The organism is Lachnospiraceae bacterium, assembly GCA_025758065.1.
GTDB lineage: Bacteria > Bacillota > Clostridia > Lachnospirales > Lachnospiraceae > Enterocloster.
The window spans coordinates 1645879-1666494 of the sequence record CP107199.1; the positions used below are offsets into that span (position 1 = coordinate 1645879).

The window sequence follows — 20616 nt, forward strand, 5'->3', positions numbered from 1 at the left end:
AACTATCCTTCAACCCTTTTTGAAAATCCGAAATCCTTAGAAAAAAGCTCCGTACTGACAGGTACGGAGCTTTTTTCTGCACACCAGTATATGGTTTTGCATTTTGTGCTCTCATAATTTAAAAAACATTCGTGATCCGCACATTTTTTTTCAAAAATCTTCGTACAGGCAGCCTCCATCAGATTTTTAACCTTTTGCCCCAGGTATCATACAGTATAAGAAAAGGGATTTTTTAATGTGAATCGGGCCAGACTGGAAATTCACTGTGATGAGACAGCTTTGGACGGGATCACCGGAAAAGGCGTTGGCGTTGCAGTTTTAGATACAGGCATTTACATTCATGAAGATCTGAAGGGAAAGATACTGGGATTTAAGGACTTTGTCCATGGAAAAAAGCTTCCTTATGATGATAATGGTCATGGAACTCATGTTTCAGCCATGATCGCAGGAAGCGGAGCTGCTTCAGGGGGGATATTTAAAGGGATTGCCCCGGGAAGCCGGATCCTTGGGATAAAAGTGCTGGACAGGAAAGGAAATGGATATGCAGCAGATGTGCTAATGGGGCTTCGCTGGATCAGAGAACACAGAAACGAATATGGAATACGTATCGTAAACATTTCCGTAGGTTCTCTCGCACGCCAGGAGATGACGGAGAATTCTGTGCTGGTAAAAGGGGTAAATGCAGCCTGGGATGATGGTCTGGTAGTAGTGGTAGCGGCTGGAAATCATGGCCCAGCACCGGGAACTGTTACTACACCGGGGATCAGCAGAAAAGTGATCACAGTAGGCTGCTCTGATGACCACAAGGAAGTGGAGGTCATGGGAAGCAAAATGGTGGATTATTCCGGCAGAGGTCCTACAAAAGCCTGTGTATGTAAACCAGATATCGTGGCTCCGGGCTGCGGTATTATCAGCTGCTGCAATGAGCCGGGACATTATTTTATAAAATCAGGTACAAGCATGTCTACTCCCCTTGTATCAGGCGCCATTGCATTGCTGCTGGAAAAATACCCATCCATGAGTAACAAAGATGTAAAACTGCGTATCAGGGAACGGGCGGTGGATCTGGGACTGCCTCACAATCAGCAGGGGTGGGGAAAACTGGATGTAAAAAGGCTGCTGGCAGATGAGATATGATAATATCATCTGTCAGCAGTCATAATAAAAAAGTCTTATTTTTCCCAGCGTCCTGAAGCACCGCATGGCAGTACCAGGCCGCTTTGTGAAACAGGAAGTCCTACTTCTTCAGCCTTAACAGTTCCGCCGAATTTTGGAACGATCTCTACGCCCATCATATAAGAAAGAACAGATGGAGCAAGACCGGTCGTATAGGAGTTGATCAGGAAAAACAGCGGATCGTCAGAAAGCAGCTGAACGCAAAGCTTTACTAATGGATGGATCGCATCTTCGATCTTCCAGATCTCCCCTTTTGGCCCGCGGCCATAAGATGGTGGATCCATGATAATGGCATCGTAATGATTTCCACGGCGGATCTCACGTTCTACGAATTTTACACAATCATCTACGATCCAGCGGATGGGAGCATCAGACAGACCGGAAGAATGTGCATTTTCCTTTGCCCAGGTAACCATACCCTTAGAAGCGTCTACGTGGGTCACACTGGCTCCTGCTTTGGCAGCTGCCAGTGTAGCGCCGCCGGTGTAGGCGAACAGATTTAATACTTTAACAGGACGTCCTGATCTGCGGATCTTGTCCCCGAACCAGTCCCAGTTTGCAGCCTGTTCCGGGAAAAGACCGGTATGCTTGAAGCTAAAAGGCTTCAAATTAAAGGTAAGTTCTTTGTAGTTAATAGTCCACTGCTCCGGCAGGTCGAAAAACTCCCATTCACCGCCGCCTTTGCTGCTGCGGTGATAATGTCCGTTCATCTTTTTCCAGCCTTTATGTTTTTTGGGGGTATCCCAGATCACCTGAGGATCCGGGCGCACCAGAAGATATTCTCCCCAACGCTCTAATTTTTCACCCTTGGAACAGTCAATTACTTCATAATCTTTCCAGCCGTCGGCAAGCCACATAAATTGTTTAACCTCATTTCTTCTATTATAATTATATATGATATTCCAATCTCCGCCCTGAGAGCGGACATGATGATGCGATCTGTTGAAATCACAGGATTCCAATTGAGTATAGTCTATTTTTATATAGTACGTCAAGCAATTTGGGGGCTTGCGACAGATTCTTGTAATAGAATTGAAAGATTAATCTGGTTGAACAATGGCAAAACTCTTGATACAATAGTTATAAAGCACAAACTGTATGCAAAAAAGGATCTGCAGCAGTTTTCGGGGTGAACGCAGAAGAAGAGAGGAACAGGGCATATGAGAAAGAGCGTAAAAGCAGCCTGGTTTCTGGCAGCTTTCTTATCAGCAGGGCTGGCAGCATTTCCGGCTATGGCAGCACAGGGATGGGCGCAGGAAAATAATACCTGGGTTTATTATGACAGCAATGGAAACAAAGTATATAATGAATGGAAAAAGGGTGCAGACGGTCAGTGGCGTTATCTGAACGGAGAAGGATGTATGACAACCAATGCCTGGGCTGATTCTAATTATTATGTAGACAGCAATGGTATTATGGTCACTGATAAATGGTTAAAGACTACTTCTGACAGCGGGGAAGAGGAATGGTACTATTTTGGAAGTACGGGAAAGACTCTTGATGACACCTGGAAGAAGATCAGTGATAAGTGGTATCATTTTGATGGAAATGGCCGTATGGAAAAGGGCTGGATCTTAGATGATATGTATTATACAGGTGATGACGGTGTTATGCGTACCGGATGGCAGAAGCTGTATCCACCGGATAACTATGAAGAAGACTCAAACAAGGTGATCCCAGGCGCAGAAGGCGGCAGCGTAGATTATGGTGAGGATGGCCAGTATTGGTTCTATTTTGGCACCAGCGGTAAAAAGTATGTGCCAAGTGACGGCAATGACAACGGAGATTACGGCACCAGAAAGATAGATGGTATTTATTATTGCTTTAATGATGAGGGTATTTTACAGATGGGATGGAAAAATGTAAGAGGAAATTCCGATTCCATTAAAGATTATATGTATTTTGGCCCGGACGGAAAAGCAAAGATTGGCTGGTATTCCATAGAACCGCCGGAAGAGCTGAAAGGCTATGACGGGGATGTGGAGTGGTTCTATTTTGCAAATAACGGAAAGCCCAAGGCTTCTGATACCAATCATCTGAATACACAGGGATTAACAAAGATCAGCGGAAAGACTTACTTATTTAATAAGCAGGGCAATCCGGTTTATGGCTTGAAAAAAGTCTATATTGGTTCCGGTGACAGCAACTGGACTGCTTTCTACTTCGGCACAAAGTCCCAGAGCTGTGTACAGCGGGGCAAAATAAAAGTAGAAGAAGACGATGGAAATAAGACAGAGTTCTACTTCAGTGAAAACGGTCGTGGCTATACGGGGGTTAAGGACAATTACCTTTATTATAAGGGTAAGCTTCAGAAAGCTACTGACGGACAGAAATATGTATGTTTTAAGATCGACAGCAGCAATTATGTAGTAAACTCTTCAGGAAAGGTAATGAAAAATACCACAGTTAAGACCAGTGATGGAGTAAAGTTTAAAACAAGCTCCAACGGTTCTTTAAGTTCGGCAGATGATGACAGTGATGTAAGCTCTTATTTCACAGAGCCGGAAGAGCCGATCTGTACGGAAGACTGATAAGTCTGTACCGGTTTCTTCTATATTAATATTAATAGGACTAAATAGGCGTGATAGTGTGCACAGATACAGGCAGATGTGTTATTGATTAAAAGGATTCAGGGTGAATATGAGAAAAAATAAGGGTAAACAGGTGGGAAAAGCCTGTTTCCATATTCATGAAAACAAGAAGCATGGTGGGTCCATCATATGCTGATTTGGATGAAAAAGTGCTTATGCAAGCAAGCTTGCAACACACTTTCTCATTTAAATCAGCATATGGCTGAGCTGTAACAAATTATTTTAAAAAAAACAAAAAAATACTTGCATTTCCTGATGATATATGTTATCTTAGAACAGCTGTGACATGATAGCAAAGAAACGTGAGGTTGCTGCCTTGCAAAGGGCAGGTTTTCCGTGGAGCGAATGTCAAGTTAGGAAACTGGCGACAAGTCACTGTACCAATTAAAGAATCTGCAAACAAGAGCAGGATCAGTGTGGAGTTCTATGAGGACACACACGGAAACGTGTACAGTCACCGCTTGTCGTACTTGGTTTATAAAGTGCGAAAAGGAGGCGACTTTTTTTATGGCAAGTCAAGTAATGAGAATCACATTAAAAGCTTATGATCATCAGTTAGTAGATCAGTCCGCTGGAAAGATCATCGAGACAGTAAAAAAGACAGGATCTCAGGTGAGCGGACCAGTGCCGTTACCAACCAAGAAAGAGGTTGTAACAATTCTGCGTGCGGTTCATAAGTACAAAGATTCCAGAGAGCAGTTCGAGCAGAGAACTCATAAGAGACTGATCGATATCACTGCACCAAGCCAGAAGACAGTAGATGCACTGTCCAGACTGGAAATGCCAGCTGGTGTATTCATCGACATCAAGATGAAAACAAAATAATCCCAGTAAGCATTAATGAATAAGTTTATATCCTGAAGGGTTTAGATATAGAAGCAACACTACATTCCTGTAGGAATCAACATACCGGCAACGGTTCATAGTGTTCCACGTATATTAGGCTGTTCTAGGATGAATGCGAAAGCATTCCGCTGTAGATCATGAAACAGGAGGTAAGACAATGAAGAAAGCGATTTTAGCAACAAAAGTCGGAATGACCCAGATCTTCAATGAGAATGGTGTGTTAGTTCCGGTAACCGTACTTCAGGCAGGACCTTGTGTAGTAACCCAGGTTAAGACCGAAGAGAATGACGGTTACAAAGCAGTACAGGTTGGTTTCGTTGACAAGAGAGAAAAACTTGTTAACAAGCCACAGAAAGGCCACTTTGATAAGGCTGGCGTATCTTACAAGAGATATGTGAGAGAATTCAGATTTGAGAATGCGGAAGAGTATTCTGTAAAGGATGAGATCAAGGCTGAGATCTTCGCAGCAGGCGATAAGATCGATGCAACCGCTATTTCCAAAGGTAAAGGCTTCCAGGGCGCGATCAAGAGACACGGACAGCACAGAGGACCTATGGCTCATGGTTCTAAATTCCATCGTCATCAGGGTTCCAATGGTTCCGCTACTACCCCAGGCCGCGTATTCAAGGGCAAGGGAATGCCTGGACAGATGGGTCACAAGCAGATCACTGTTCAGAATCTTGAAGTAGTTAGGGTTGACGCCGAGAACAACCTGATTCTGGTTAAGGGTGCAGTTCCAGGACCTAAGAAATGCCTGGTTACTGTAAGAGAAACCGTTAAGGTTGAAAGGTAAGCTTTTATAGGAAAGGAGGAATACACAGATGGCAAACGTATCTGTTTACAATATGGAAGGTAATGAAGTTGGCACATTAGAACTGAACGATGCCGTGTTCGGTGTAGAAGTAAACGAGCACCTGGTACATCTTGCAGTTGTTGCACAGCTTGCTAATAAGCGTCAGGGAACACAGAAAGCTAAAACACGTTCTGAGGTTTCTGGCGGTGGCAGAAAGCCATGGAGACAGAAAGGAACCGGTCATGCAAGACAGGGTTCAACAAGAGCTCCACAGTGGAAAGGCGGCGGTGTTGTATTTGCACCAACTCCTAGAGATTACACAATCAGACTGAACAAGAAGGAAAAGAGAGCAGCTCTTAAGTCCGCTCTGACAAGCCGTGTTCAGGAGAACAAGTTCATCGTTGTTGAAGAACTTAAGTTTAATGAGATCAAAACAAAGAACTTTAAGAATGTTCTGAACAATCTGAAGGTTAACAAGGCTCTGGTTGTTTTAAGCGAAAGCGATGAGAACGCAGTATTATCTGCAAGAAACATTGCTGATGTTAAGACTGCTCAGGCTGGAACCATCAATGTATACGACATTCTGAAGTACAACACAGTTGTTGCTAGTAAGGCAGCTGTTGCATCCATCGAGGAGGTATACGCATAATGGCAGATATCAAATACTATGACGTCATCTTAAAACCAGTTATCACTGAGAAGAGCATGAACGCTATGGGTGATAAGAAGTATACTTTCATGGTACATGTAGACGCTAACAAGTCTATGATCAAAGAAGCAGTTGAGAAGATGTTCCCAGGAACCAAGGTTGCTTCCGTAAACACCATGAACTGCGATGGCAAGACAAAGAGAAGAGGAATGACTTTCGGAAAGACCGCTGCTTCCAAGAAAGCTATTGTTAAGCTGACCGAGGATAGCAAGGAGATCGAAATCTTCCAGGGCTTATAATTTAAGACCCATCACCCCGCCGGGTATGTGCCCGGCCGGAGAACTTATACGGCTTCTATAACAGCCGTGAAAAGAAAAGAAAAGGAGTAAATGTCATGGGAATTAAGAAGTATGGTGCTTATACACCTTCCAGAAGACATATGACCGGTTCTGATTTCAAGGAAATCACCAAGAAAACTCCAGAGAAGTCTCTGGTAGTATCTCTGGCTAAGAACGCTGGTCGTAACAATCAGGGTAAGATCACTGTTCGTCACAGAGGCGGCGGCAGCAGAAGAAAATATAGAATTATCGATTTCAAGAGAAACAGCAAGGATGGTATCCCGGCAACCGTTATCGGTATCGAGTACGATCCAAACAGAAGTGCAAATATCGCACTGATCTGCTATGCAGATGGAACCAAGTCTTATATCTTAGCTCCTCAGGGATTAACTGATGGAATGAAGGTTATGAGCGGTGAAACTGCAGAAGCAAAAGTTGGTAACTGCATGCCACTGTTCCATGTTCCAGTAGGTACTCAGGTACACAACATTGAGCTGTATCCTGGTAAGGGTGGTCAGCTGGTTCGTTCCGCTGGTAACTCTGCTCAGCTTATGGCTAAGGAAGGCAAGTATGCAACCTTACGTTTACCTTCAGGTGAAATGAGAATGGTTCCGATCATCTGCCGCGCAACAATCGGTGTTGTTGGCAATGGCGAACACTCCCTGATCAACATTGGTAAAGCTGGTAGAACCCGTCACATGGGCATCAGACCTACAGTTCGCGGTTCCGTTATGAACCCGAATGATCATCCACACGGTGGTGGTGAAGGAAAGACCGGTATCGGCCGTCCAGGTCCATGCACACCTTGGGGCAAGCCTGCTCTGGGTCTGAAGACCAGAAAGAAAAACAAGCAGTCTAATAAGTTGATCGTAAGAAGACGTGATGGCAAAACCATCAAATAATTAAGGAGGTTAAGAACACATGGCTCGTTCACTGAAAAAAGGACCATTTGCAGATGCACATCTGTTAAAGAAAGTAGACGCTATGAATGCAGCAGGACAGAAGCAGGTAATCAAGACCTGGTCCCGTCGTTCAACAATCTTCCCTCAGATGGTTGGTCACACAATCGCTGTACATGACGGAAGAAAACACGTTCCGGTATACGTTACTGAGGATATGGTAGGACACAAACTGGGTGAGTTCGTAGCAACCAGAACCTACAGAGGCCACGGTAAAGACGAGAAGAAGTCCGCTGTTAGAAAGTAATCCACAGGTAAATTGAAAGGAGGTTTTACAAATGGCAAGAGGACATAGATCCCAAATTAAGAGAGAAAGAAATGCCCAGAAGGACACCAGACCAAGCGCAACACTGTCTTACGCTAGAGTGTCTGTCCAGAAGGCTTGCTTTGTATTAGATGCCATCAGAGGCAAAGATTTACAGACCGCACTTGGTATTGTAACTTACAATCCTAGATATGCTTCCAGCTTAGTAAAGAAGTTACTGGAATCAGCAGCAGCAAACGCTGAGAACAATAACAACATGGACCCTGCAAAACTGTACGTAGAAGAGTGCTATGCAAACCAGGGACCGATTATGAAGAGGGTTAGACCGAGAGCTCAGGGCCGTGCTTACAGAATCGAGAAGAGAATGAGCCACATCACTGTAGTTCTGAATGAGAAATAAATAGGAGGCAAATATGGGACAGAAAGTTAATCCACACGGCATTAGAGTCGGTGTTATTAAAGACTGGGATTCCAGATGGTATGCAGAAGCTGATTTTGCAGACAACCTGGTTGAAGACTATAATATTAGAAAGTTCCTTAAGAACAAATTAAAGAGCTCCAGCGTTTCCAAGATCGAGATTGAGCGCGCATCTGACAGAGTGAAAGTTATCATCTACACTGCTAAGCCAGGCGTTGTTATCGGTAAGGGCGGCGCAGAGATCGAAAAGCTGAAAGCAGAAGTTCAGAAGATGACTGCTAAGAAGCTGTTCGTAGACATCAAAGAGATCAAGAGACCAGACAGAGATGCTCAGCTGGTTGCTGAATCTATCGCACAGCAGCTTGAGAACCGTGTATCCTTCCGTCGTGCTATGAAGTCTACCATGGGCAGAACCATGAAGGCTGGCGTTAAGGGTATCAAGACTGCAGTTGCAGGTCGTTTAGGCGGTGCTGATATGGCTCGTACAGAGTTCTACAGCGAAGGTACTATTCCGCTTCAGACATTAAGAGCAGATATTGACTATGGTTTCGCAGAAGCAGATACAACCTACGGCAAGATTGGCGTTAAGGTATGGATCTACAAAGGCGAGGTACTTCCTACTAAAGGAAATAAGGAAGGGAGCGATAAATAATGTTAATGCCTAAGAGAGTTAAGCGTCGTAAACAGTTCCGTGGATCTATGGCCGGCAAGGCATTAAGAGGCAATACGATCTCTAACGGTGAGTACGGTTTAGTCGCTACTGAACCATGTTGGATCAAATCAAACCAGATTGAAGCAGCCCGTGTTGCTATGACCCGTTATATTAAGCGTGGTGGTAAAGTCTGGATCAAGATTTTCCCGGATAAACCTGTAACAGCAAAGCCAGCAGAAACCCGTATGGGTTCCGGTAAAGGCGCTCTGGAGTACTGGGTAGCAGTTGTAAAGCCAGGCCGCGTATTATTTGAGATCGCTGGTGTACCAGAGGAAACAGCTAAGGAAGCACTTCGTCTTGCTATGCACAAACTGCCATGCAAGTGCAAAATTGTTTCTAAAGCAGATTTAGAAGGCGGTGATAACAGTGAAAACTAATAAGTTTGTAGAAGAGTTAAAGAATAAGTCAGCAAATGAGCTGAATGAAGAGTTAGTAGCTGCGAAGAAGGAACTGTTTAATTTAAGATTCCAGAATGCAACCAATCAGTTAGACAACACATCCCGGATCAAAGAAGTTCGTAAGAACATCGCTCGTATCCAGACTGTTATCACTGAGAAGGCTAATGCTTAATGAAAGGAGAACTTACCGTGGAAAGAAATTTAAGAAAAACCCGTATCGGTAAAGTGGTAAGCAACAAGATGGATAAGACCATCGTTGTAGCAATCGAGGACCACGTAAAGCACCCAATGATCGGTAAGATCGTTAAGAAAACCGTTAAGCTGAAAGCTCATGATGAGAACAATGAGTGCGGCATCGGTGATACTGTAAAAGTAATGGAAACAAGACCACTGTCCAAGGATAAGAGATGGAGACTTGTTGAGATTATCGAGAAAGCAAGATAATTAGGGAAGGAGTTAACAGGTATGGTTCAGCAGGAAACAAGACTTAAGGTTGCCGACAATACCGGTGCAAAAGAACTTCTCTGCATCCGTGTATTAGGTGGTTCAACCAGAAGATATGCAAATATCGGCGATGTCATCGTTGCTTCTGTTAAAGATGCAACACCAGGCGGTGTTGTAAAGAAGGGCGATGTTGTAAAGGCTGTAGTAGTTCGTACCGTTAGAGGCGCTCGCCGTAAAGACGGTTCTTACATCAAGTTCGATGAGAACGCAGCAGTTATTATTAAGGATGACAAGACTCCAAGAGGAACTCGTATCTTTGGGCCTGTAGCTAGAGAATTAAGAGACAAGCAGTTCATGAAGATTGTCTCCTTAGCTCCAGAAGTATTATAAGGAGGGTGTCCACTGTGCAGAAAATCAAGAAAGACGATTTAGTAGTAGTAATCGCAGGAAAAGATAAAGACAAACAGGGAAAGGTACTCTCTGTTGACGTAAAGAAGAACAAAGTTCTGGTTCAGGGCTGCAACATGGTTACAAAGCACACCAAGCAGTCTCCGGCTAACCCACAGGGCGGCATCGTGAATCAGGAGGCTCCAATTGATATCTCCAATGTAATGCTGGTAGTAGACGGCAAAGCAACCAGAGTTGGCTTTGAAGTAAGAGACGGAAAGAAAGTCCGCGTTGCTAAGAAGACCGGTAAGGTTGTTGAATAATTCAGGAGAGGAGGAAAAAAACGTTGGCTAGATTAAAAGAACAGTATCAGAACGAATTCGTAGACGCTCTGATGAAGAAATTTGAATATAAGAACGTTATGCAGGTGCCGAAGCTTGATAAGATCGTTATCAACATGGGCGTAGGCGAAGCTAAGGAAAATGCCAAGGTTCTGGATTCCGCAGTTAGAGATCTGGAGATCATCTCCGGTCAGAAAGCTGTAACAACCAAGGCTAAAAAGTCTGTTGCAAACTTCAAGATCCGTGAAGGCATGGCAATCGGCTGCAAGGTAACCCTTCGTGGTGAGAGAATGTACGAATTCCTTGATCGTCTGATCAACCTGGCACTGCCACGTGTACGTGACTTTAGAGGTGTTAACCCTAACGCATTTGATGGCAGAGGAAACTATGCTCTTGGTATCAAGGAGCAGCTGATTTTCCCTGAAATTGAGTACGATAAAGTTGACAAGGTAAGAGGTATGGATATCATCTTCGTTACCACCGCTAATACTGACGAAGAAGCGCGTGAACTTTTGACATTATTCAATATGCCTTTTGCAAAATAGTTAGGAGGAAACATTCATGGCTAAGACTTCAATGAAGATCAAACAGCAGCGTCCTGCTAAATTCTCTACCAGAGAGTACAATCGCTGCAGAATCTGTGGCCGTCCACATGCTTACCTGAGAAAATATGGTATCTGCCGTATTTGTTTCCGTGAGTTAGCATATAAGGGTCAGATTCCTGGCGTTAAGAAAGCAAGCTGGTAGGCTGAAGGCCCGTTACAGCACCTGACAGCATAAGTTTGTCAGGTCTGGCGGGTGAAGATAGATAGAATTTAGAAAAGGAGGCATTTTCAAAATGACAATGAGCGATCCAATTGCAGATATGCTTACAAGAATCCGTAATGCAAACACTGCAAAGCATGATACAGTAGATGTACCTTCTTCCAAGATGAAATTAGCTATCGCTGATATCCTGGTAAATGAAGGTTATATTGCAAAGTACGATCTGGTAGAGGATGGCGCTTTCCAGAACATCCACATTACCTTAAAGTACGGTAAAGATAAGAACGAAAAGATTATTTCCGGTATCAAGAGAATCTCCAAACCAGGTCTGCGTGTATACGCTGACAAGGAGAACCTGCCGAAGGTTCTTGGCGGTCTTGGTACTGCAATCCTCTCCACCAATCAGGGCGTGATCACCGATAAGGAAGCACGCAAGCTTGGCGTAGGCGGCGAAGTTCTGGCTTTCGTTTGGTAGGCTTTGAATACTTGGCGAGGTCTTTTCGAGCCTAGTATGAAAGCCCGTCCTGAGACTTAGCGAGGTTTTTTCGAGCTTAGTCGAATGGACGATAGTAACTTCGATTGCACTAAGTTCGTGAGAGACCTCACTAAGTGCAACGAAGTGCTTTCATACGTAAGCATTTTGAAATACAAATGCTAAGTATGAAAAGCATGTAACTGAAAACAGAGAGGACGCATATGTCCTCTCCGAGAATTTAAGTAGGAGGTAAAAAGGCATGTCACGTATCGGTAGAATGCCAGTTGCGATCCCAGCAGGTGTAACTGTTACAATCGCAGAAGGAAATAAGGTGACTGTAAAAGGTCCAAAGGGAACATTAGAGAGAGAGCTCCCGGTTGAGCTGACCATCGAAGAGAAGGACGGTCACGTTATCGTAAGCAGACCAAACGATTTAAAGAGAATGAAATCTTTACATGGTCTGACCAGAACCCTGATCAACAACATGATCCATGGTGTTACTGAGGGTTATGAGAAGGTTCTTGAAGTAAACGGTGTTGGTTACAGAGCTGCTAAGCAGGGAAAGAAACTGACTTTAAACCTTGGATATTCTCATCCAGTAGAGATGGAAGATCCAGAAGGTATTGAAACTGTTTGCGACGGACAGAACAAGATCATCGTTAAAGGTATCAGTAAAGAAAAAGTTGGCCAGTACGCTGCTGAAATCAGAGACAAGAGAAGACCTGAGCCTTACAAGGGCAAAGGTATCAAGTATGCTGACGAAGTTATCAGACGTAAAGTTGGTAAGACTGGTAAGAAATAATTTAAGGAGAGTGTAAAAATGGTTAACAAACAGTCAAGAAGCGAAATTCGCGTAAAGAAGCACAACAGAATGCGTAACCGTTTTGCTGGCACAGCAGAGAGACCGCGTCTGGCAGTGTTTAGAAGTAATAATCATATGTATGCTCAAATTATCGACGATACGGTTGGTAACACACTGGTTGCTGCTTCCACAGTTGAGAAAGAGATCAAGGCTGAACTGGAGAAGACAAATGACAAGGCAGCTGCAGCATACGTTGGTACAGTAATTGCAAAGAGAGCCCTTGAAAAAGGTATCAAGGAAGTTGTTTTCGATAGAGGCGGCTTTATTTATCAGGGTAAGATTCAGGCATTAGCAGATGCAGCTCGTGAAGCTGGTCTGGATTTCTAATAGAGAGGAGAACAAACATGAAGCGTACAATTATTGATGCCAGTCAGTTGGAGCTGAATGATAGAGTAGTGGCAATCAAGAGAGTATCCAAGACTGTTAAAGGTGGACGTACCATGAGATTTTCCGCTCTGGTAGTAGTTGGTGACGGAAACGGCCATGTGGGCGTAGGCTTAGGCAAGGCCGGAGAAGTTCCGGAAGCAATCCGCAAAGGTAAAGAGGCTGCTGTAAAGAGCCTTGTAGAGATCCCAATCGATGAGAATAAGAGTATTCCTCATGACTTTATCGGAAAATTCGGCAGTGCAAGCGTTCTGTTAAAGAGAGCTCCAGAAGGTACCGGTATCATCGCTGGTGGCCCTGCTCGTGCCGTTGTTGAGTTAGCTGGAATTAAGAACATCCGTACAAAGTCCTTAGGTTCCAATAACAAGACCAATGTAGTTCTTGCAACTGTTGCAGGTTTAACTGCATTAAAGACACCAGAAGAGTTCGCAAGACTTCGCGGTAAATCTGTTGAAGAAATCGTAGGCTAATAGGAGGAAATAGACATGGCAGAGAAGTTAAGAATCACATTAGTCAAGTCCCCTATCGGTGCTATTCCAAAGCAGAGAGCAACTGTTGAGGCACTTGGACTTGGAAAAATGCACAAAACAGTTGAAATGCCAGATAATGGCGCTGTTAGAGGCATGATTCAGAGAGTAAGACATTTAGTTAAGGTTGAAGAAATCTAATTCAGATAAAGTAAGGAGGTGCAGTCATGGAGTTATCTAATTTACAGCCTGCTGCAGGTTCAAAGCATAGCGATAATTTTAGAAGAGGCCGCGGCCATGGTTCAGGCAATGGTAAGACCGCTGGTAAGGGCCATAAGGGTCAGAAGGCTCGTTCTGGAGCACCAAGACCAGGCTTTGAAGGTGGACAGATGCCATTATACAGACGTCTGCCAAAGCGTGGATTCACCAATATTAATTCTAAGGAAATTGTTGGCATTAACGTAAGCGCACTGGAAAGATTCGATAACGATACAGTTGTAACTGTAGAGACTCTGCTTGAGTCCGGTATCGTTAAGAACCCAAGAGATGGTGTTAAGATCCTTGGTAACGGAGAATTAACCAAAAAGCTGACCGTTAAAGTTAATGCATTCAGTGAAGGTGCAAAATCTAAGATTGAGGCTTTAGGTGGAACCTGCGAGGTGATCTAATGTTCAAAACGATCAGAAACGCTTTTAAGGTAAAAGAACTTCGTGGTAAGATTCTGTATACCTTTATGATGCTGGTAGTCATTCGATTTGGCTGCCAGCTGCCTATTCCGGGAATTGAGACATCATTCTTTGCGAATTGGTTTGCAAAACAGACAACCGATGTGTTCGGTTTCTTTAATGCAATGACTGGTGGGTCATTTTCATCCATGTCCATTTTTGCATTAAGCATTACACCGTACATCACTTCTTCCATTATCATCCAGCTGCTTACAATTGCTATTCCAAAACTGGAAGAGATGCAGAAGGATGGTGAAGAAGGCAGAAAGAAAATTCAGGAATACACCCGATATACCACAGTAGGACTTGCACTTCTGGAATCAAGTGCCATGGCAATTGGTTTCGGACGTCAGGGACTTCTTCTGGATTATAATGCATGGAACGTGATCATAGCGATCGTCACTATGACAACAGGAAGTGCACTGTTGATGTGGATCGGTGAGCAGATCACTGACAAGGGTGTAGGAAATGGTATTTCTATCGTGCTTCTGTTTAACATCCTGTCAAGCGTTCCCGATGATATGAGAAGCCTTTACTATCGTTTTATTTTTGGTCAGTCCTTCGCTACAATGGCAGTAGCAGTCCTGCTGATCGCAGTAGTACTCATTGCTATGGTAGTTTTTGTAGTCGTTTTAAATGATGCAGAGAGAAGGATACCAGTTCAGTATTCAAAGAAGATGGTAGGACGTAAGATGGTAGGCGGCCAGGCCTCAAACATTCCGTTAAAGGTCAACACTGCAGGTGTTATGCCGGTTATCTTTGCATCTTCCATTATGTCTTTCCCTGTTGTAATTGCCCAGTTCTTTACAGTTGATTACAGCTCTATCGGTGGAAAGATCTTAACAATGCTGAATTCCGGTTCATGGTGCAAACCATCCCAGCCGATCTATTCTGTCGGTTTGATAATTTATATCGTACTGTTGTTCGTGTTTGCTTACTTCTATACATCGATTACCTTTAATCCGTTGGAAGTTGCTAACAATATGAAGAAGCAGGGAGGCTTCATTCCCGGCATTCGTCCCGGCAAGCCCACCAGCGATTATTTAAATAAGATTTTGAATTATATTGTTTTCATTGGTGCAGTTGGCCTTACGATCGTAGCAATCGTCCCGATCCTTGCATCCGGACTTTTAGATGTGAGCCGTATCTCATTTTCAGGTACCTCACTGATCATCATTGTAGGCGTAGTACTGGAGACAATCAAAGCAGTAGAATCTCAGATGCTTGTGCGTTATTATAAGGGATTTTTGAACGATTAACACAACAGTTGGATCAGTCAATCTGCCTTTGTGGTATTCCACAAGGGCGGATTTATTGCGTTATAGGACTTTTTTGAGAGGAGAAAAACTTTTCATGAAGATCATCATGTTAGGAGCTCCGGGCGCAGGAAAAGGCACCCAGGCAAAGAAAATTGCAGCTAAGTATAGTATTCCACATGTTTCCACCGGAGATATTTTCAGAGCAAATATCAAAAATGGAACAGAACTGGGCATGAAAGCCAAATCCTTTATGGATGCAGGCGGTCTTGTACCGGATGAGATCACTATTGGAATGCTGTTAGACCGTATTCATGAGGCAGACTGCGTAAACGGATATGTGCTTGATGGTTTCCCAAGAACGATTCCTCAGGCTGAAAGTCTTACAAAAGCTTTAAGCGAAAGAGGCGAAGCAGTTGATTATGCAGTAAACGTAGATGTACCAGATGAGAATATCATCAATCGTATGTCTGGACGCCGTGCATGCTTAAACTGTGGCGCTACTTATCATATTGTTTATAATCCTTCCAAAAAAGAAGGAATCTGTGATACCTGTGGACAGCAGCTGGTATTAAGAGATGATGATAAGCCTGAAACTGTAAAGAAGAGATTATCTGTGTATCATGACCAGACACAGCCTCTGATCGATTATTATAAGAACGAAGGCATTCTTGCAGAAGTAGACGGAACAAAAGACATGGAAGAAGTATTCCAGGATATTGTTAAGATTTTAGGAGCATAAAAATGGTTACGATCAAATCAGAACGGGAAATTGAATTAATGCGGGAAGCTGGTAAGATCCTTGCTAAGGTTCATGAAGAACTGGGCAAGGCAGTAAAACCGGGAATCTCCACCAAAGAGATCGACCGCATCTGTGAAGAGATGATCCGCAGCTATGGCTGCATCCCATCTTTCCTTGGTTACGAAGGATATCCGGCTTCTGTATGTATCTCTGTTAATGATGAAGTGGTCCATGGAATCCCAAGTAAGCACCGCTATTTAAATGAAGGTGACATTGTAAGCCTTGATACCGGAGTCATTTGGAAAGGATATCAGTCAGATGCAGCCAGAACCCATATGATCGGTGAGGTAACTCCTCAGGCCAGAAAACTGGTTGAAGTAACACAGCAAAGCTTCTTTGAAGGAATAAAGTTTGCAAAAGCAGGCAATCATCTCAATGATATCTCAGCAGCGATCCAGAAATATGTGGAAAGCTTCGGTTTTGGGGTTGTAAGAGACCTGGTTGGACATGGCATCGGAACAAATATGCATGAAGAGCCGGAGATCCCCAACTTCGCACAGAAGAGAAAAGGTATCAAGCTGGCAGCCGGTATGACTCTGGCAATTGAGCCAATGATCACTGCAGGCCGTTATGATGTAGCATGGATGGATGATGGCTGGACCGTTGTAACAGAAGATGGTTCCCTTGCCTCTCATTATGAGAACACCATCCTGATCACAGATGGAGATCCTGAGATCTTATCTTTATAGCACCCCATAAGCATTAGGAGGGAAAAGAATATGTCCAAAGCAGACGTAATTGAAATTGAAGGAACCGTAGTAGAGAAGCTGCCAAATGCAATGTTCCAGGTTGAACTTGAAAATGGCCACCAGGTTCTGGCACATATCAGCGGAAAACTCCGTATGAATTACATTCGCATTCTTCCAGGCGATAAAGTAACTCTGGAAATGTCCCCATATGACCTTTCCAAGGGCAGAATCATCTGGAGAGATAAATAAAAATAAATTTAAAATAGATCAAAAAAAAGACTTGCATTACCAAAAAATATTTGATACAATGTTTTAGCAACTTTGTTGGTCTATAGAAAGGAGAATTACTGTGAAGGTTAGATCATCCGTTAAGCCGATCTGCGAAAAGTGCAAGATCATTAAAAGAAAAGGCAGTATCAGAGTAATTTGCGAAAATCCAAAGCATAAACAGAGACAAGGTTAATTATTTTTAGGAGGTGTACTACACACATGGCTCGTATTTCAGGTGTTGACTTACCAAGAGAAAAACGTGTTGAGATCGGTCTTACTTACATCTACGGAATTGGTAGAGCAAGCTCCAACCGCATCTTAGCAGAAGCTGGCGTAAACCCAGACACTCGTGTTAAGGATTTAACCGACGATGAGGTTAAAAAGCTGGCTAGCATCATCGCTGACACTCAGACTGTAGAAGGTGATCTTCGTAGAGAGATCGCAATGAACATCAAGAGACTTCAGGAAATTGGATGCTACAGAGGAATCCGTCATAGAAAGAGCCTGCCGGTTCGCGGACAGAAAACAAAGACCAACGCAAGAACCTGCAAGGGTCCAAGAAAAACGGTAGCAAATAAGAAGAAGTAATTTAGTAACATGGTAACCGAATTCGATTTGTATGTTTTAAAAACAGGAGAGCGAATTCAAGTAAATGAGAAAGTAGGTTAGTTTAAAATGGCTAAAAAAGTGTCCACTACAGCAAAAAAAGTGACAAAAAAGCGTGTAAAGAAAAACGTTGAACGCGGACAGGCACATATCCAGTCATCTTTTAATAACACAATCGTTACATTAACTGATGCGCAGGGTAACGCTTTATCATGGGCAAGTGCCGGTGGTCTGGGATTTAGAGGTTCAAGGAAATCTACTCCTTATGCAGCTCAGATGGCAGCAGAAACTGCTACAAAGGCAGCTCTTGTACATGGCTTAAAGTCAGTAGACGTTATGGTTAAAGGACCTGGTTCAGGTCGTGAAGCAGCAATCCGTGCCCTTCAGGCATGTGGTCTGGAAGTAACCAGCATTAAGGATGTAACCCCAGTTCCACACAACGGATGCCGTCCACCAAAGCGTAGAAGAGTCTGATTGATTTAATTAGGAGGTAATTAAAGTGGCAGTAGATAGAGTTCCTGTTCTTAAAAGATGCAGATCCCTCGGTATGGATCCAATCTATTTAGGAATTGATAAAAAATCTAACAGAGAATCTAAGAGAGCAAACAAGAAGTTAAGTGAATATGGCATGCAGTTAAGAGAAAAGCAGAAAGCTAAATTCATTTACGGCGTATTAGAGAAGCCTTTCCGTAACTACTACGCAAAAGCTTCCAAGATGAACGGTATGGTTGGTACCAACCTGATGATCCTTCTTGAGTGCCGTCTGGATAACGTTCTGTTCCGTATGGGATTTGGACGTACACGTAAGGAAACCAGACAGATCGTTGATCACAAGCACGTTCTGGTTAATGGCAAGCAGGTAAATATCCCATCTTACCAGGTTAAGGCTGGCGATGTGATCGAGATCAAAGAGAAGTTCAAATCTGCTCAGAGATATAAAGATATTCTGGAAGTAACTGCTGGTCGTATGGTTCCTGCATGGCTGGAATCTGATCAGGAGAACCTGCGCGGTACCGTTAAGGAACTGCCAACCAGAGATGAAATTGATGTTCCAGTAAATGAGATGCTTATCGTCGAGTTGTACTCCAAATAATCCATCAATATATGAAAGATTGAAAAGTATGCCTGTCTTATTTTGGACAGGTATACTTTGCTGGATTTAACCCTCGATATTTGATAGAAACCCAAAAAGGAGGGGCTATTAGTGTTCGATTTTGAAAAACCAAACATTGAAATCGCAGAGATTTCAGAAGACAAGAGATACGGCAAGTTTGTAGTTGAACCACTTGAAAGAGGTTACGGCACTACACTGGGCAATTCCCTGAGAAGAATCATGCTTTCTTCTTTACCCGGTGCCGCAGTGAGTCAGGTAAAAATCGATGGCGTTTTGCATGAATTCAGTTCTATTCCTGGAGTTAAGGAAGATGTGACTGAGATCATTATGAACATCAAAAGCTTAGCGATCAAGAACAACAGCGATACTGATGAACCAAAGGTTGCATACATTGAATTTGAAGGCGAAGGCGTGATCACAGCTGCTGATATTCAGGCAGATGCTGATATCGAGATCATGAATCCGGATCAGGTGATCGCTACTTTAAGCGGCGGTGCTGACAGCAAGTTCTATATGGAGCTTACTATCACCAAGGGCCGTGGATATGTAAGCGCTGATAAGAACAAGAATGCAGATCTTCCGATTGGTGTGATCGCAGTTGATTCTATTTATACTCCAGTTGAGCGTGTAAATATGGCTGTTGCCAACACCCGTGTTGGACAGCAGACTGACTATGACAAGCTGACTCTGGAAATTTATACCAATGGCACACTGGCTCCTGATGAAGCAGTCAGTCTTGCTGCAAAGGTATTAAGCGAGCATCTGAATCTTTTCATTGACCTTTCTGAAAATGCCAAGACTGCTGAGATCATGGTAGAAAAAGAGGACAATGAGAAAGAGAAAGTACTTGAGATGAACATCGACGAACTGGAGCTTTCTGTTCGTTCTTACAATTGTCTGAAGAGAGCCGGAATCAATACAGTAGAAGAGCTGTGTAACAGAACTTCTGAGGATATGATGAAGGTTCGCAATCTTGGCCGTAAGTCCTTAGAGGAAGTGCTTGCCAAGTTAAAAGAATTAGGCTTACAGCTGAATCCAAGTGATGAGGCATAAGCGTAAACATTGATGTTTTAACTGCGGGGAATCCCCCGTATGATAACCTTAGCCAGTAAGTCCAATGAAGCATGGCGCGGGTTGCCACTATAAAAATAAACAGGTGGGTAAAATGTGCCTAAACCAGTAAGTCCGATGATGCATGGGAAGGTACTCCACTGATCAGGAGGAAAGAATAATGGCAGGATATAGAAAATTAGGAAGAACATCCAATCAGAGAAAGGCTATGATCAGAAGCCAGGTAACTGCACTGTTATATCATGGTCACATCAAAACAACTGAAACCAGAGCAAAAGAGATCCGCAAAGTTGCTGAGGGTCTGATCGCACTGGCAGTTAAGGAAAAAGATAACTTCGAAACTGTAAAGGTTACTGCTAAGGTTGCTCGTAAAGATGCAAACGGCAAGCGCGTTAAAGAAGTAGTAGACGGCAAGAAAGTAACTGTTTACGATGAAGTTGAGAAAGAGATCAAGAAGGACAGCGCTTCCAGACTTCACGCAAGAAGACAGATGTTAAAGGTTCTTTATGGTGTAACTGAGGTTCCTGCTCAGGCTGCTGGTAAGAAGAACGGTACAAAGTCTGTTGACCTTGTAGCTAAGTTATTTGATGAAGTTGCTCCTAAGTACGTAAGCCGTAATGGTGGTTACACCAGAATCGTTAAGATCGGCCAGCGTAAGGGCGATGCAGCTATGGAAGTTCTGCTTGAATTAGTATAATCAAATTACTGATTTTATAGATCGAATATAGTTATGCAGGCGACTGCAGGTACTGTCAAAGGTATCTGCAGTCTTTTTTTTCGCGAGCAATGAGCCAAAGTCAAAGCTTGCTTTGG

34 protein-coding genes are annotated in these 20616 nt (G+C 43.4%); 33 read left to right on the top strand and 1 reads right to left on the bottom strand.

The features are described from left to right. Positions 1-237 precede the first annotated feature (237 nt). Positions 238-1137 (top strand): S8 family peptidase, encoded by a 900-nt coding sequence (locus tag OGM16_07515; protein ID UYJ48083.1) that lies wholly within the window; start codon positions 238-240, stop codon positions 1135-1137. A 35-nt stretch (positions 1138-1172) separates the two neighbouring features. On the opposite strand, the gene OGM16_07520 is transcribed toward OGM16_07515, so the two are convergent. Further along, positions 1173-2033 (bottom strand): class I SAM-dependent methyltransferase, encoded by an 861-nt coding sequence (locus OGM16_07520; GenBank protein UYJ48084.1) that lies wholly within the window; start codon positions 2031-2033, stop codon positions 1173-1175. 303 nt (positions 2034-2336) lie between these two features. On the opposite strand from OGM16_07520, the gene OGM16_07525 reads away from it, so the two are divergent. The 32 genes from OGM16_07525 (at position 2337) to OGM16_07680 (ending at position 20500) form a co-directional block, all read left to right on the top strand. Beyond that, positions 2337-3707: a cell wall-binding protein gene (locus OGM16_07525; GenBank protein UYJ48085.1), complete on the top strand. Its 1371-nt coding sequence runs from the start codon at positions 2337-2339 to the stop codon at positions 3705-3707. A gap of 567 nt (positions 3708-4274) precedes the next feature. Then, a complete protein-coding gene (gene rpsJ / locus OGM16_07530; GenBank protein ID UYJ48086.1) occupies positions 4275-4592 on the top strand; it encodes a 30S ribosomal protein S10 in 318 nt (105 codons plus the stop codon). 178 nt (positions 4593-4770) lie between these two features. Continuing rightward, positions 4771-5406 carry a 50S ribosomal protein L3 gene (rplC, locus tag OGM16_07535; protein UYJ48087.1) on the top strand — a complete coding sequence of 212 codons (636 nt, stop codon included), beginning with the start codon at positions 4771-4773 and terminating at the stop codon, positions 5404-5406. 28 nt (positions 5407-5434) lie between these two features. After that, positions 5435-6055 (top strand): 50S ribosomal protein L4, encoded by a 621-nt coding sequence (rplD, locus tag OGM16_07540; protein UYJ48088.1) that lies wholly within the window; start codon positions 5435-5437, stop codon positions 6053-6055. Next, a complete protein-coding gene (gene rplW, locus OGM16_07545) occupies positions 6055-6354 on the top strand; it encodes a 50S ribosomal protein L23 (protein ID UYJ48089.1) in 300 nt (99 codons plus the stop codon). The genes rplD and rplW overlap by 1 nt, the downstream gene beginning before the upstream one ends. A gap of 95 nt (positions 6355-6449) precedes the next feature. Beyond that, complete coding sequence (gene rplB, locus OGM16_07550) at positions 6450-7295, top strand: 50S ribosomal protein L2 (protein ID UYJ48090.1); 846 nt, start codon at positions 6450-6452, stop codon at positions 7293-7295. A 19-nt stretch (positions 7296-7314) separates the two neighbouring features. Further along, positions 7315-7599 carry a 30S ribosomal protein S19 gene (gene rpsS, locus OGM16_07555; protein ID UYJ48091.1) on the top strand — a complete coding sequence of 95 codons (285 nt, stop codon included), beginning with the start codon at positions 7315-7317 and terminating at the stop codon, positions 7597-7599. 31 nt (positions 7600-7630) lie between these two features. Beyond that, the gene (gene rplV, locus OGM16_07560; protein UYJ48092.1) at positions 7631-8017 is read left to right on the top strand and encodes a 50S ribosomal protein L22; all 387 of its coding nucleotides are present in this window, start codon (positions 7631-7633) and stop codon (positions 8015-8017) included. A 13-nt stretch (positions 8018-8030) separates the two neighbouring features. Further along, positions 8031-8687 carry a 30S ribosomal protein S3 gene (gene rpsC, locus OGM16_07565; GenBank protein UYJ48093.1) on the top strand — a complete coding sequence of 219 codons (657 nt, stop codon included), beginning with the start codon at positions 8031-8033 and terminating at the stop codon, positions 8685-8687. Then, on the top strand, positions 8687-9124 hold the full coding sequence (gene rplP, locus OGM16_07570; protein ID UYJ48094.1) for a 50S ribosomal protein L16: 438 nt from the start codon (positions 8687-8689) through the stop codon (positions 9122-9124). Before rpsC ends, rplP begins: the two co-directional genes overlap by 1 nt. After that, positions 9114-9317 (top strand): 50S ribosomal protein L29, encoded by a 204-nt coding sequence (gene rpmC, locus OGM16_07575; protein ID UYJ48095.1) that lies wholly within the window; start codon positions 9114-9116, stop codon positions 9315-9317. Before rplP ends, rpmC begins: the two co-directional genes overlap by 11 nt. Next, positions 9317-9589: a 30S ribosomal protein S17 gene (rpsQ, locus tag OGM16_07580; GenBank protein UYJ48096.1), complete on the top strand. Its 273-nt coding sequence runs from the start codon at positions 9317-9319 to the stop codon at positions 9587-9589. Before rpmC ends, rpsQ begins: the two co-directional genes overlap by 1 nt. A gap of 21 nt (positions 9590-9610) precedes the next feature. Next, positions 9611-9979: a 50S ribosomal protein L14 gene (gene rplN / locus OGM16_07585; GenBank protein UYJ48097.1), complete on the top strand. Its 369-nt coding sequence runs from the start codon at positions 9611-9613 to the stop codon at positions 9977-9979. A 14-nt stretch (positions 9980-9993) separates the two neighbouring features. Next, entirely contained in the window at positions 9994-10299 is a 306-nt protein-coding gene (gene rplX / locus OGM16_07590) for a 50S ribosomal protein L24 (GenBank protein UYJ48098.1), read from the top strand. A gap of 23 nt (positions 10300-10322) precedes the next feature. Then, positions 10323-10862 (top strand): 50S ribosomal protein L5, encoded by a 540-nt coding sequence (rplE, locus tag OGM16_07595; GenBank protein ID UYJ48099.1) that lies wholly within the window; start codon positions 10323-10325, stop codon positions 10860-10862. A gap of 16 nt (positions 10863-10878) precedes the next feature. Then, the gene (locus OGM16_07600; protein ID UYJ48100.1) at positions 10879-11064 is read left to right on the top strand and encodes a type Z 30S ribosomal protein S14; all 186 of its coding nucleotides are present in this window, start codon (positions 10879-10881) and stop codon (positions 11062-11064) included. Positions 11065-11155: 91 nt separating this feature from the next. Then, a complete protein-coding gene (gene rpsH / locus OGM16_07605; GenBank protein UYJ48101.1) occupies positions 11156-11557 on the top strand; it encodes a 30S ribosomal protein S8 in 402 nt (133 codons plus the stop codon). Between the two features lie 259 nt (positions 11558-11816). Then, the gene (gene rplF, locus OGM16_07610; GenBank protein ID UYJ48102.1) at positions 11817-12359 is read left to right on the top strand and encodes a 50S ribosomal protein L6; all 543 of its coding nucleotides are present in this window, start codon (positions 11817-11819) and stop codon (positions 12357-12359) included. Positions 12360-12377: 18 nt separating this feature from the next. Further along, positions 12378-12746, top strand: coding sequence for a 50S ribosomal protein L18 (rplR, locus tag OGM16_07615; protein ID UYJ48103.1), 369 nt, complete (start codon positions 12378-12380; stop codon positions 12744-12746). Between the two features lie 17 nt (positions 12747-12763). Further along, positions 12764-13273 carry a 30S ribosomal protein S5 gene (gene rpsE, locus OGM16_07620; protein UYJ48104.1) on the top strand — a complete coding sequence of 170 codons (510 nt, stop codon included), beginning with the start codon at positions 12764-12766 and terminating at the stop codon, positions 13271-13273. A gap of 15 nt (positions 13274-13288) precedes the next feature. After that, positions 13289-13471, top strand: a complete 183-nt coding sequence (gene rpmD, locus OGM16_07625) for a 50S ribosomal protein L30 (protein UYJ48105.1) — start codon at positions 13289-13291, stop codon at positions 13469-13471. A 26-nt stretch (positions 13472-13497) separates the two neighbouring features. Further along, entirely contained in the window at positions 13498-13938 is a 441-nt protein-coding gene (gene rplO / locus OGM16_07630; protein UYJ48106.1) for a 50S ribosomal protein L15, read from the top strand. Beyond that, on the top strand, positions 13938-15254 hold the full coding sequence (secY, locus tag OGM16_07635; protein UYJ48107.1) for a preprotein translocase subunit SecY: 1317 nt from the start codon (positions 13938-13940) through the stop codon (positions 15252-15254). The genes rplO and secY overlap by 1 nt, the downstream gene beginning before the upstream one ends. 94 nt (positions 15255-15348) lie before the next feature. Next, positions 15349-15993, top strand: a complete 645-nt coding sequence (locus OGM16_07640; GenBank protein ID UYJ48108.1) for an adenylate kinase — start codon at positions 15349-15351, stop codon at positions 15991-15993. 2 nt (positions 15994-15995) lie between these two features. Next, positions 15996-16742 carry a type I methionyl aminopeptidase gene (gene map, locus OGM16_07645; protein UYJ48109.1) on the top strand — a complete coding sequence of 249 codons (747 nt, stop codon included), beginning with the start codon at positions 15996-15998 and terminating at the stop codon, positions 16740-16742. A gap of 30 nt (positions 16743-16772) precedes the next feature. Further along, positions 16773-16991: a translation initiation factor IF-1 gene (infA, locus tag OGM16_07650; GenBank protein ID UYJ48110.1), complete on the top strand. Its 219-nt coding sequence runs from the start codon at positions 16773-16775 to the stop codon at positions 16989-16991. 100 nt (positions 16992-17091) lie between these two features. Next, positions 17092-17205: a 50S ribosomal protein L36 gene (gene rpmJ / locus OGM16_07655; GenBank protein ID UYJ48111.1), complete on the top strand. Its 114-nt coding sequence runs from the start codon at positions 17092-17094 to the stop codon at positions 17203-17205. 26 nt (positions 17206-17231) lie between these two features. After that, positions 17232-17600 (top strand): 30S ribosomal protein S13, encoded by a 369-nt coding sequence (rpsM, locus tag OGM16_07660; GenBank protein ID UYJ48112.1) that lies wholly within the window; start codon positions 17232-17234, stop codon positions 17598-17600. An 87-nt stretch (positions 17601-17687) separates the two neighbouring features. After that, positions 17688-18092, top strand: coding sequence for a 30S ribosomal protein S11 (gene rpsK, locus OGM16_07665; GenBank protein UYJ48113.1), 405 nt, complete (start codon positions 17688-17690; stop codon positions 18090-18092). A gap of 25 nt (positions 18093-18117) precedes the next feature. Continuing rightward, on the top strand, positions 18118-18711 hold the full coding sequence (gene rpsD / locus OGM16_07670; GenBank protein ID UYJ48114.1) for a 30S ribosomal protein S4: 594 nt from the start codon (positions 18118-18120) through the stop codon (positions 18709-18711). A 111-nt stretch (positions 18712-18822) separates the two neighbouring features. Continuing rightward, a complete protein-coding gene (locus OGM16_07675; protein UYJ48115.1) occupies positions 18823-19785 on the top strand; it encodes a DNA-directed RNA polymerase subunit alpha in 963 nt (320 codons plus the stop codon). A 178-nt stretch (positions 19786-19963) separates the two neighbouring features. Further along, the gene (locus OGM16_07680; GenBank protein ID UYJ48116.1) at positions 19964-20500 is read left to right on the top strand and encodes a 50S ribosomal protein L17; all 537 of its coding nucleotides are present in this window, start codon (positions 19964-19966) and stop codon (positions 20498-20500) included. The last annotated feature ends 116 nt before the right edge of the window (positions 20501-20616 follow it).